Origin of the sequence: Collimonas sp. OK242, from assembly GCF_900107095.1 — a bacterium.
In the GTDB taxonomy this organism is placed as follows: domain Bacteria; phylum Pseudomonadota; class Gammaproteobacteria; order Burkholderiales; family Burkholderiaceae_D; genus Collimonas.
Window position 1 is genome coordinate 199,663 of sequence record NZ_FNOR01000010.1, and the last position, 11,243, is coordinate 210,905.

The 11,243-nt window shown below is 58.9% G+C and carries 11 protein-coding genes and 1 pseudogene; 9 read left to right on the forward strand and 3 right to left on the reverse strand.

Annotation, left to right across the window (positions count from 1 at the left end; all coding sequences use genetic code 11):
• Position 1: 1 nt before the first annotated feature.
• The 3 genes from BLV81_RS13345 to BLV81_RS24230 all read left to right on the forward strand — a co-directional run bounded on the left by BLV81_RS13345 (position 2) and on the right by BLV81_RS24230 (position 1,468).
• Positions 2–883, forward strand: coding sequence for an alpha/beta fold hydrolase (locus BLV81_RS13345; protein ID WP_092356913.1), 882 nt, complete (start codon positions 2–4; stop codon positions 881–883).
• 31 nt (positions 884–914) lie between these two features.
• Positions 915–1,232, forward strand: coding sequence for an Mpo1-like protein (locus tag BLV81_RS13350; RefSeq protein ID WP_092356916.1), 318 nt, complete (start codon positions 915–917; stop codon positions 1,230–1,232).
• 104 nt (positions 1,233–1,336) lie between these two features.
• Positions 1,337–1,468: a hypothetical protein gene (locus BLV81_RS24230; protein WP_255365193.1), complete on the forward strand. Its 132-nt coding sequence runs from the start codon at positions 1,337–1,339 to the stop codon at positions 1,466–1,468.
• A 261-nt stretch (positions 1,469–1,729) separates the two neighbouring features.
• Here the strand turns inward: BLV81_RS24230 and BLV81_RS13360 are convergent, their stop codons facing one another.
• Positions 1,730–3,001 carry a YihY family inner membrane protein gene (locus tag BLV81_RS13360; protein ID WP_092356922.1) on the reverse strand — a complete coding sequence of 424 codons (1,272 nt, stop codon included), beginning with the start codon at positions 2,999–3,001 and terminating at the stop codon, positions 1,730–1,732.
• Positions 3,002–3,076: 75 nt separating this feature from the next.
• On the opposite strand from BLV81_RS13360, the gene wrbA reads away from it, so the two are divergent.
• The 5 genes from wrbA (at position 3,077) to BLV81_RS13385 (ending at position 8,767) form a co-directional block, all read left to right on the forward strand.
• On the forward strand, positions 3,077–3,715 hold the full coding sequence (gene wrbA / locus BLV81_RS13365; RefSeq protein WP_092356924.1) for an NAD(P)H:quinone oxidoreductase: 639 nt from the start codon (positions 3,077–3,079) through the stop codon (positions 3,713–3,715).
• On the forward strand, positions 3,712–4,155 hold the full coding sequence (locus BLV81_RS13370; RefSeq protein ID WP_255365194.1) for a DUF2069 domain-containing protein: 444 nt from the start codon (positions 3,712–3,714) through the stop codon (positions 4,153–4,155). Before wrbA ends, BLV81_RS13370 begins: the two co-directional genes overlap by 4 nt.
• A gap of 188 nt (positions 4,156–4,343) precedes the next feature.
• Positions 4,344–5,756 (forward strand): FAD-binding oxidoreductase, encoded by a 1,413-nt coding sequence (locus tag BLV81_RS13375; RefSeq protein ID WP_092356927.1) that lies wholly within the window; start codon positions 4,344–4,346, stop codon positions 5,754–5,756.
• A 126-nt stretch (positions 5,757–5,882) separates the two neighbouring features.
• Positions 5,883–7,409, forward strand: coding sequence for a DUF1800 domain-containing protein (locus BLV81_RS13380; RefSeq protein WP_092356930.1), 1,527 nt, complete (start codon positions 5,883–5,885; stop codon positions 7,407–7,409).
• Positions 7,410–7,426: 17 nt separating this feature from the next.
• Positions 7,427–8,767, forward strand: a complete 1,341-nt coding sequence (locus BLV81_RS13385; protein WP_092356933.1) for a DUF1501 domain-containing protein — start codon at positions 7,427–7,429, stop codon at positions 8,765–8,767.
• 11 nt (positions 8,768–8,778) lie between these two features.
• Here the strand turns inward: BLV81_RS13385 and BLV81_RS13390 are convergent, their stop codons facing one another.
• Both BLV81_RS13390 and BLV81_RS13395 read right to left on the reverse strand, forming a co-directional pair.
• Entirely contained in the window at positions 8,779–9,573 is a 795-nt protein-coding gene (locus BLV81_RS13390; RefSeq protein WP_092356936.1) for a LytR/AlgR family response regulator transcription factor, read from the reverse strand.
• Positions 9,574–9,626: 53 nt separating this feature from the next.
• The gene (locus BLV81_RS13395; protein WP_092356939.1) at positions 9,627–10,745 is read right to left on the reverse strand and encodes a sensor histidine kinase; all 1,119 of its coding nucleotides are present in this window, start codon (positions 10,743–10,745) and stop codon (positions 9,627–9,629) included.
• Positions 10,746–10,936: 191 nt separating this feature from the next.
• On the opposite strand from BLV81_RS13395, the pseudogene BLV81_RS13400 reads away from it, so the two are divergent.
• Positions 10,937–11,243 (forward strand): annotated as a pseudogene (locus tag BLV81_RS13400) (lyase family protein); the annotation flags it as partial.

Sequence of the window (11,243 nt, forward strand, 5' to 3'; positions counted from 1 at the left end):
GATGTTGCTAAAAACACACTTCCGCAGCACAGATTACGATACGTATTGCTACACCGGCGGCAAAACCTTCAACCCTGCTTTGCCGACCGCGGTGTTTATCCACGGCGCTCAAAACGACCATTCGGTCTGGGTCTTGCAAACCCGCTATTTCGCCCATCACGGCTTCAGTGTGCTGGCGGTGGACCTGCCGGGACATGGACGCAGCCAGGGTCCGGCCTTGGCCACCATCGAGGAATTGTCAGACTGGCTGAATGCGCTGCTGGATGCCGCCGGCGTTACCAAAGCGATCCTGATCGGACACAGCATGGGTTCACTGATCGCGCTGGAAAGCGCCGGCCGTGCTGCAATTGCAAGCTCCGCGCGCATCGCCGGCATTGCGCTGGTTGGCACCGCGTATCCGATGAGAGTCGCCGATGCGCTGCTTGATGCCGCCAATAATGCGCAGCAAAGTGCGATCGACATGGTGAACATCTGGTCGCATTCGACCATTTCGCCCAAACCCTCCGCTCCCGGCCCGGGGTTTTACGTGCAGGGGGCCAGCCAGCGCCTGATGCAGCGCATTGCCCGCCAGTCCGACAGCAAGCCGACCGTGTTCTATACCGACTTTGCTGCTTGCAACAGTTATGCAAACGGCGAACAGGCATCCCACGCCGTGACTTGCCCTGCCCTGTTCCTGCTTGGCCAACACGACGTCATGACACCCGCCAAAGCCGCGGCCGGCCTGATTGCTGCGATCAAACATGCCAAGATAGTGCAGGTCGAAGCCAGCGGCCATGCATTGATGGCGGAACAGCCGGATGCGGTGCTGGATCATTTGTTCACGTTTGCCACCGCAGCGCTGCGCTCTGCCGCAGCGGTTGCACCTGCCATCCAGGGGGATTAAGCTTAAAGAACAGTAACTTCGAGGAGACGCCATGCCTACCGTGCTTGAAAAGAAATACGAGACGTTTGCCGAGTTCTATCCGAGTTACCTGAGCCAGCACAGCAACCGCACCTGCCGCCAGCTGCATTTCGCCGGCTCGACGCTAGCGCTGCTGGCGTTGGGCGCGCTGGCACTGACCGGCGCCTGGTACTGGTTGCCGGTGGCGCTGGTGTGCGGTTACGGTTTTGCCTGGGTCGGCCATTTCGTGTTCGAGAAGAACCGCCCCGCCACCTTTAAACAACCGCTCTACTCCTTCCTTGGCGATTGGGTCATGTACTGGCAGATGCTGACCGGCCAGGTTTCCTTTTAATTAACCATGTAAAAACGGTTCACAGCAATGTGAACCGTTTTTACCTTAAAATAGCGATTACTTTACATTTAAACATCACGAAAAACGGCAATCACGGCAATCGAATGACCATAAAGCAGCCTTTGTTTTTAATCAACTACACGCGCCCGACTTACAAAGGCGTGGTGCAAGTCAGCTATTTCTGGGTACCGGGATTAGGACACGGCGGCACGCTCATCAAGCTGCGAATGTACTAGGGCCTGTTAACAATTAATTTGGGAGATGCGTTCAAACCAAAACGTGCGCTGGCAAGGCGCGTGGCGCAGCTGGGGCTGGTGCCTCAGCAAGCCATGCAACGCGGCCAGCGCACGTTTTGGTTTGAACCCTCCGGGAACGGCTGCAGGCGTCGCATGCCGTTGTTGCAACTCCTTGCCGTAGCACCGCTACGTCGCGTCGCTGCGCCTAGGCACGCAACGCCTGCCGCGCGTTCGCACTCCCAAATTAATTGTTAACAGGCCCTAATCCCCCTCGATAAAATACGCCGCCAGCGTCTGCTCCAGGCCCTGCTCTATGGCGGCTTCAACCTGCCATGCCAGTGCCGATTGGGTCACCTTGGCCGCCACCAGGTTGCACACGAACAAGCGGTAGATGTCTGCGAGTTTCAGACCATCCGGATTGGCCAGCAAAATCCAGCCATCGATGCTGACACGCACTTTACGCCCCCACTGGTTTCTGGCCGGCACCTCGGTCTGCACGCAGCCGACCCAGCCGATCTCCAGCATTTGCTGCAGCAAGCTTTGCGACTCATCGAAACCCAGCCGGGTTGCGCGCCGTATCTGGCCCGCATCTACCGCGGCTGAACTGCCCTCGGTCCTGGCTTGGTACAGCACGCCCAATACCGCCATCGCATCAACGAAAGCGCTGCCCGGAGTCGGCACATGCCACCAGCGTTCATATTTCACTACCGGCAACGCCGCTACCAGCAAGGCGCCGACCAGCGTGATCATCCATAGCATGTAGATCCACAACAAGAAAATCGGCAAGGCCGCCAAGGCGCCGTAGACCATGGTGTAGGTCGGAAACTTGATCACATAGGCGGCAAAGAGACGCTTGGCGATTTCAAATGCGATACCGGCCAGCAAGCCGCCCCACACCGCATCGCGCCAGTCCACCCGTTGATTCGGCACCGCCACGTACAGCAGGGTAAACGCACCGGTAGTCAACGCTATCGACACCAGCGTATAAAACCAGTTGCCGACCCAGCTCATGACCAGCCCATTGGTCACCGCTGAAATATTGGAAGTGACGCTGATCGAAATGCCGATCAGCAGCGGCCCCAGCGTGATGATCGCCCAATACACCAGCACCCGGTGGATCCAAGGGCGCTGGGTCTTGACCCGCCAGATACGGTTGAACACGTGGTCGACCGTCGACATCGTCAAGACCGAAGTCACGATCAGCGCGATGCCGCCGACCGCCGACAGTTTGGCCGATTTACTGGCAAACTGATTGAGTGAATTGAGAATCGTATCGGAGAACCCCCGCGGCATCAGGTTATGCACGAAATACTGTTCCAGCGAGGCGCGGAAAGTGCCGAACAACGGGAAAACGGTGAAGATCGCCAGCGCGATGGTCAGCATCGGCACCAGCGCCAGAATCGAGGTAAAGGTCAGGCTGCCGGCCACTTGCGGCAAGCGCTCCTCGTCCAGGCGGCGCGCCGCGAAACGAAACAGATCGCGCAATTCCGAGCGCGACAGGCCGCGTAATCTGGAAAATTTTATTGACTTCATGCTTTACCTAATCTTTGCTGCGGAGCCTGCGCATTTGCAGCGTGAACCGACGCTAAAGCGCCCTATAATACCAAAATGAGCTCATCCAATATTAACGTTAATACACCGATTCTGGTTTTGTACTACTCCCGCCATGGTTCGACCCGTAAACTGGCCGAATTGATCGGCCAGGGAATAGACGCCGTGGCCGGCTGCGAAGCACGCCTGCGCACGGTGCCGGCGGTGTCGACCGTGACCGAAGCCAGCGCCCCCGATATCCCGTCTGAGGGTGCGCCCTATGTCGAACTGGCGGATCTGCACGAGTGCCAGGGCCTGGCGCTGGGGTCGCCAACCCGCTTCGGCAATATGGCCTCCGCCATGAAGTATTTCTGGGACGGCACCAGCACCGACTGGCTGGCCGGCACCCTGGCCGGCAAACCGGCTTGCGTGTTTACGTCCACCGGCAGTTTGCACGGCGGCCAGGAATCGACGCTGATCTCGATGATGACGCCCTTATTGCACCATGGCATGCTGGTGATGGGCCTCCCCTACACGCTGCCAGAGTTGATGACAACCGCCAGCGGCGGCACGCCGTATGGCGCCAGCCATTGGTCTGGCATGAACGGCACGCATCCGATCTCTGCCGAGAGCCGCATACTGGCGATCGCCCAAGGACGGCGCCTGGCAGAAACCACCTTGAAGTTGAATCCCAAGCGCAACACAGCGAGGGCATGATGACCACCAAACTGAAACCCGGCATATCGACCCACCCCCTGCCACATGCAGCGCGGCAGCCACGCTTCTTCTATTTCGGCGCAGTCGGCAGCCTGCTGGCCCTGATCGCACTCGGCCTGGCCTGGGAACTGGCACTGGCGCCGCTACGTCCCGGCGGCTCCTGGATGGTATTGAAAGTACTGCCGCTGCTATTTCCGCTGCGCGGCGTATTAAAACGCGACGTCTACACCATGCAATGGGCCTCGATGCTGATCCTGATCTATTTCACCGAAGGCATAGTACGCGCCACCAGCGACAGCAATCTCCTGTCCAGCAGGCTCGGCTGGGTGGAAGTAGCCCTTAGCAGCATTTTTTTCCTGTGTACTATTCTTTACCTGCGGCCTTACAAGAAGGCCGCAAAGGAAGTAGCCAAACAAGCGATCAAGAAGGCCTCGCAATAGTACAAAATACCGGGGTTGCGCTTGCCCCGGCGTGTATCCACGGGGTAGCGAACGTATTGGATAACGAGAATTCGCGTCGAATGCCCGCGTACGTACTCCGTGGCCCGTTAAATGGGGTCAGAGTAATTTTCGCAAAGGGCGCGAAAAAAAACTCTGACCCCATTTAACTCCTTCGCCGAAATTACGACATGAAAAACACCGAATTTCTGGATGCTTGCCGTAGCGCTGTCGGCGCTGCACACGTTCTCACGGATGAAGCCGACAAGGCTGCATATCTGACCGACCAGCGTCAGCGTTACACCGGCACGGCGCTGGCCGTGATCAAACCCGCCGACACTGCCGAAGTCGCAGCAGTAGTAAAACTCTGTGTCGAATTCCAGATCCCCATCGTCCCCCAAGGCGGCAACACCGGCCTGGTGCTAGGCAGCGTCCCGGACCAAAGCGGACAAGCGATCGTACTGTCGCTCAAACGCCTCAACAAGATTCGCGCCGTCGACCCGCTCAACCACACCATCACCGTCGAAGCCGGCTGCGTCCTGCAACACATCCAGGAAGCCGCCGCCGCAGAACAACGCCTGCTCCCCCTGTCGCTGGCGGCCGAAGGCAGTTGCACCATAGGCGGCAACCTCTCGACCAATGCCGGCGGCACCGCCGTACTCCGCTACGGCAACACCCGCGAACTCTGCCTGGGACTGGAAGTCGTCACCGCGCAAGGCGAAATCCTGCACGGGCTACGCGGACTACGCAAAGACAACACCGGTTACGACCTGCGCGACCTGTTCATCGGCGCCGAAGGCACGCTAGGCATCATCACTGCAGCCGTGCTGAAGATATTCCCGCAGCCCAAAGTCCAATTAACCGCGCTGGCGGCAGTCCAGACGCCGGCCGCCGCCCTGCACCTGCTGAACCTGGCGCAAGACCGCTGCGGCGCCTTGCTGACCGGCTTTGAGCTGATGTCGGACCTGTGCCTGCAACTGGTGGCCAGGCATTTCCCGCAATTGCCATTTCCGTTTGCCGAGCGCCACCCGCACTATGTACTGCTGGAATTATCCGATAGCGAAGCTGCCCCCCATGCAAGTACGCTACTGGAAGCAGTCATTGGCGATGCACTAGAACAAAATATTTGCCAGGATGCCGTGCTCGCCACTTCCACCGCTCAGTCACGCGCGCTGTGGCAACTGCGCGAAAGCATCTCTTCGGCGCAAGCCAAGGAAGGCAAGAACATCAAGCACGACATCGCGCTGCCGATTTCCCGCATCGCCGAATTCATCAGCGTCACCGACGCCCTGCTGCAAGAACATTTCCCCGGTTGCCGCAACGTCACCTTCGGCCATCTGGGAGACGGCAACCTGCACTACAATGTGTCGCCGCCCGTCGCCTCCTGCGCCGAACAATTCATTGAACGGCAAGCCGACATCAATCGCCTGGTGCACGACAGCGTCGACCGCATGAACGGCTCGATCTCGGCCGAACACGGACTGGGCGCCCTCAAGCGCGAAGAGATCCTGCGCTATAAATCTCCGGTGGAAATTGCGCTGATGAAAAGCATCAAGCAGGCGCTCGATCCATTGAACCTGATGAATCCAGGCAAGGTAATCTGACTCTCCGAGCAGCTTCCCAGTCTGCCGATATTGCCGCATTACAATCTGTTACACCACCCTTGTATGCGCAGACCGCTGACCAAACGTTAATTGGCGGTGTAAGCCAAAAATTGCATAAGGTGGAACATGTCGACTATAAGAAAGCCTGGTTTGCTATCGATCGCTTTGCTGCTGGGCAGCCTGGCGACAGCCGATGCCAATGCGCAAAGTGTCCAGCCGCCGCTGAACGAATCGGAAAAAGCGCTGCATGTCCTGAACCGGCTGGCCTACGGCCCACGACCCGGCGATGTCGATGCAGTCAGGCACATCGGCATCAAGCGCTATATCGAGCAGCAATTGAATCCCGACAGCGTGCCAATGCCCGCCGACCTGGCGGATAAACTGTCAGCCTTGTCAATTTATCAACTGACGCCGCCCCAGCTTTACCAACAGTACGGCCCGCCCTCCTTCCCGCCCAATACCGCCACTCCCGAAGAAAAGAACATGGCGCGCCAGCGCGCCAACAAGGAAATCACGCCTCAGGTACATTTTGCCCGGCTCTGGCAAGCCACCGAAAGCCCGCGTCAGTTACAGGAAGTGATGACCGAGTTCTGGTTCAATCATTTCAACGTCTTCGAAGGCAAGGAATGGGTGCGCTACTGGGACGGCGAGTACGAAAAAGACGTATTGCGGCCCAATGCACTCGGCAACTTCCGCCAGTTGCTGGGCGCGGTTGCGCATCATCCGGCGATGTTGTATTACCTTGACAATTGGCTGAGCAGCGGCGTCAATACGCCGGAAGCAAAGGGCCGTTTCAAAGGGCTCAACGAAAATTACGGCCGTGAATTGCTGGAGCTGCATACCATGGGGGTCGACAGCGGCTATACCCAGGCCGACGTGATTTCCCTGGCGCGCATCCTGACCGGCTGGACCATCGATGAAAAGGGCATGAAAGACGGCCAGCCGGGATTCGTCTTCAACCCGCGCCGCCATGATTTCGGCGATAAGGCATTCCTCGGCCAGACCATCAAAGGCAGCGGCTATCAGGAAGGCGAGCAGGCGCTCGATATGCTGGCGCGTCATCCCGCCACCGCGCACTTCGTGGCCGCCAAACTGGTCCAGTATTTTGTTTCCGACAAACCTGAACCGGCGCTGAGCGAGAAACTGGCGCGCCGTTTCCTGAGCAGCAACGGCGACATCAAGGCGGTACTCCATACCTTGTTCGACAGCCCCGAATTCTGGGCCCGCAGCAATTACCAGACCCAGTTCAAGACGCCGTATCAATACGTGGTGTCGTCGCTGCGCGCAACCGCAACACCGGTGCGCAACGTCAAACCGATAGACGGCGTGCTGAATCAGCTCGGCCAACCCCTATATGGCTGGCTGACCCCGGAAGGCTATAAATTTTCCGAAGAAGCCTGGCTCAATCCGGATGCCCTGCTACGCCGCATCAATTTCGTCAACAGCCTGAGCAATGGCAAATCGCCGATAGCCCGCAGCGAAACGCCGGCTCCGGCTGGCGCCGCACCGGACCCCGTCCCCGTCGATCCACAGCAATTGATACAAGCCCTGAGCCCGACATTGACGCCGTACAGCCTCGGCGCCATCGGTGCTGCACCGGCCAACCTGCAGGTCGGCCTGATACTTGGCAGCCCGGATTTCATGAAAAGATAGCCCATTGGAGCCCTGTTATGAACCGTCGTGATTTCATCCGCCATCTCGGCTTGAGCACCACCGGCGCAATCCTGATTCCGGTCGGCTTGTCCGGCTGCGTAGTGGCTCCTGCCATCAAACCGCAAGCGAAGATCAAAGCTGCTCCGATCGCCACAGCCGTCTTCAGCGACAGCCCGCTGTCGTACGGCAACCCGTTGCAGCGCGCCCATGCCGCAGGCGACGGCACGCCGCGCATGATCGTCGTGTTCCTGCGTGGTGCGGTAGATGGCTTGAACGTGGTGGTGCCGCATGGCGATCACAACTACTACAAGGCGCGGCCGGGGATTGCCGTGTCGCGTCCGGGAACGCAAAACGGTGCAATCGACCTGACCGGCTATTTCGGCCTCCATCCGGCATTGCAGGCACTGCAGCCATATTGGGATGGCGGCCAGCTGGCCTTCATTCACGCCTCCGGCTCACCCGACATGTCGCGTTCGCATTTTGAAGCCCAGGATTACATGGAAACCGGCACTCCGGGCCAACACAACACACGTGACGGCTGGATGAATCGGATGCTGGGCGTCATGCCACCGTCAGCTTCGCCGATGCAGGCCCTGACCCTGGGCGAATCGGTGCCGCGCATCCTGACCGGCAAAGCGGTGGTAGCCAACATGCCGACCGGTCGCGATGCAACCCGGCCAACCCTGATCGACCGCCCTGAAGTCAACCAGGCTTATGCCATGCTCTATGAGCAAGATGCAGCCCTTGGCAAAACCTATCGCGACGGCATTTCGGCACGCAAGGAATTGATGGCCGACGCCAGCAGCAGCGAGCAAAAGGCGGCCAACAACGGTGCGCCGCTGCCAAACGGCTTATCGATAGATACCGCTCGCCTGGGCCGTTTGATGCGCAGCAATCCGGACATCCGGCTCGGTTTTATCGCCGTCGGCGGCTGGGATACCCATGCCAACCAGGGCAACGGCAACGGCCAGCTGGCCAATCGCCTGCGACCGCTGGCCGACGGCCTGACCACACTGGCGCGCGAACTCGGGCCGGCCTTTAACGATACGGTGATCGTGGTCATGTCGGAATTCGGCCGCACCTTCCGCGAAAACGGTAACGGCGGCACCGATCACGGCCACGGCAACGCCATGTGGCTGTTAGGCGGCAACGTCCGCGGCCGCAGCATCTACGGTCAATGGCCAGGCATCGACGACAAGTCGCTCAACGAGGGCCGCGACCTGGCGATTACCACCGACTTCCGCGCAGTGCTGGCGACGCTGGCGGAAAAGCATATGCGGATCGGCGACCCGGCCATGCAAAAGCTGTTTCCGCAATATGCCGCGGGCAATCCCCACGCGTTGAATTTTCTGGTGTAGATAGCGAAAGTTCAGCGCACCAGCGCCTTGATCTCCGCCAACTGGCGCCGCGAAATAGGCAGGCGGTGATCGATGTCGCGCAAGATGACCTGCCAGATTTCCTGCGGCTTCTCGCCGTCGCTGTCGCTATCCGTGACGTGCATGACGCGCTCCACGCCACTGATGGCGTTACGCGCCACCAGCGCATTGCGATGCACGCGTACAAAGTGCGCCGCCAGCTCTTCTTCGATCGACACCAGCGAATCCTCGATCAGGTATTCCTTGCTCTTGGTGCGCAGCGTGACGTATTTCAGTTCGGCTTTCAGGTACAGTACTTCCGCCATCGGCACCAGCGACATGCGGCCACGCTCCTGCACTGCAAAATGCTGGCGCGGCAAGCCTGCGGCGGCCGCCGGCGCGGCCATCGCCGTCGCTTGCGCATGTTGCCGCATGCGGCTGGCGCGCGTGATGGCTTGCGCCAATCGCGTTGCGCGCACCGGCTTGACCAGGTAGTCGAAAGCCTGCACATCGAATGCGCTCAAGGCGTAATCGTCATAGGCGGTCACGAAAATAATCAGCGGCGGCTCGCTACTACCGGCGTTGCGTATCAATTGCTCGGCCAGTTGCAAACCGCTCATGCCGGGCATTTGCACATCCAGCAAAACCAGGTCCGGTGCGGTCGCCCGTATGCCTTCCAGCGCGGTCTGCGCATGGCCGGCTTCGCCCACCAGGTAATGCGGACAGTCGGCCACGATGTCGGATAGCAGCGTGCTCAACCTGGCGCGCGCCGGCGCTTCATCATCGACGATAAATATGCGGGGTATCATGGAATTAGAGAGGTATCGGCGTTATCTATTTTTTAGTTGGTTCTTAGTTATTTTCATCTGCTGCTTTGCTGCTTGACCAGGGCCGCTTTGACATACGGAAAACTGGCGCGCACTTCAAACTGCCCGAGCTTGGTGGTGGTGGTCAATTGCGCTTCGACATCGTACAGCAACGACAGCCGTTCGCGAATATTCTCCAGCGCCATCTGATTCCCTTCCGGCAGCGCGGCGACGCCTTTGCCGCTGTATGGATTGTAGGGATTGGTGATGATGATTTCAATCCGTTCCAGCGAATGGCTTAACTGGATCCGTATCAAGGCCGGTTCTGTGCTCGGTTCGACGCCATAGTGGACGGCGTTTTCTATCAAGGGCTGCAACAGCAAGGTCGGAATCTGCGCCCGGAAAATCACTTCATCGCTGATGCCTGCGCGCTCCCATTGCACTTTCAGGCGCTCGCCAAGACGTATTTTTTCTATCGACAGGTATTGCCGGCACAGGCGGATTTCCTTTTCCAAGGTGGTCATGGCGCGGCCGTCGCGCATCAGGACCCGGATCAGATCCGCCAGATCTTCCAGCGCCGCCTCGGCCCGGCGCGGCTCGGTCCGGATCAGCGACAGCACCGCATTCAGGCTGTTGAACAGAAAGTGCGGCCGGATCCGTGCCTGCAAGGCTTGCAACCTGGCTTCCACCAGCACCGGAGAAAATGCTTTGGCGCGCAACTCGAAATAGTGTTGCAGCGCGCCGCCGAACAGCGCCGCCACACATGCCGCAAGCGGTGTGCCGCCGGCTGCGCTCAGATGAGAAAAGCCGCTGAGAAACCAGTCGAAGCCGGACAACAGCCTGATTACCGCAATCGTCACCAGCGCCGGCACCAGCCAGCATGACAAACGCTGCACAAACAAAGGAAAGCGCAAAGGAAAGCGAGAGGCAAGCCGATGCCCACCGCACAAGATCGACAATGACAGGAAACAAGCGGGTTCGATCAGCATGGCCGACTCGACAAAGCTGTTGAGCGCAGCCGTCACGCTATCGCTGTGCAGCAGCAGCGCCGCCATGACAGCCAGATTGACGGCAATCAGCGCACGAAACACCACGCCCAGGTTGCAGCCATCGGGAATCACGGCGGTATTCGGCTGTTGCGCTTGTGCGTTGTCCGCTGTCTGGTCGTTGGGCATGAAGGGAAATGAGTTGTTGGAACAGCAATTAACTTTGTTTAAGGTTTTCCCTGAGACTGGAAAATGCCTGCGGCATGCATCTGCGCGCCGAGATTCAACCATAAAAACAGGTTTTCAGGAGCGGTGATTTATAATCGCATAATTCATTGCTATCCCAACGCACGATTCAATCCCCGGCTCACTACATAATTATGACAGCACAACTCTCCAAAAAAGGCGAAGCCTGGTCGGCTCGTTTTTCCGAACCGGTCTCCGACCTGGTCAAACGCTACACCGCCTCGGTATTTTTCGACAAGCGCCTGGCCGCAGTCGATATCCAGGGTTCGCTGGCCCATGCCGAGATGCTGGCATATCAAAAAATCATCAGCGCCGACGACCATGCGGCCATCCAGAAAGGCATGAGCCAGATCCAGGCTGAAATCGCCGCCGGCAAATTCGAATGGCTGCTGGACCTCGAAGACGTCCACCTGAACATCGAAAAACGCCTGACCGAACTGG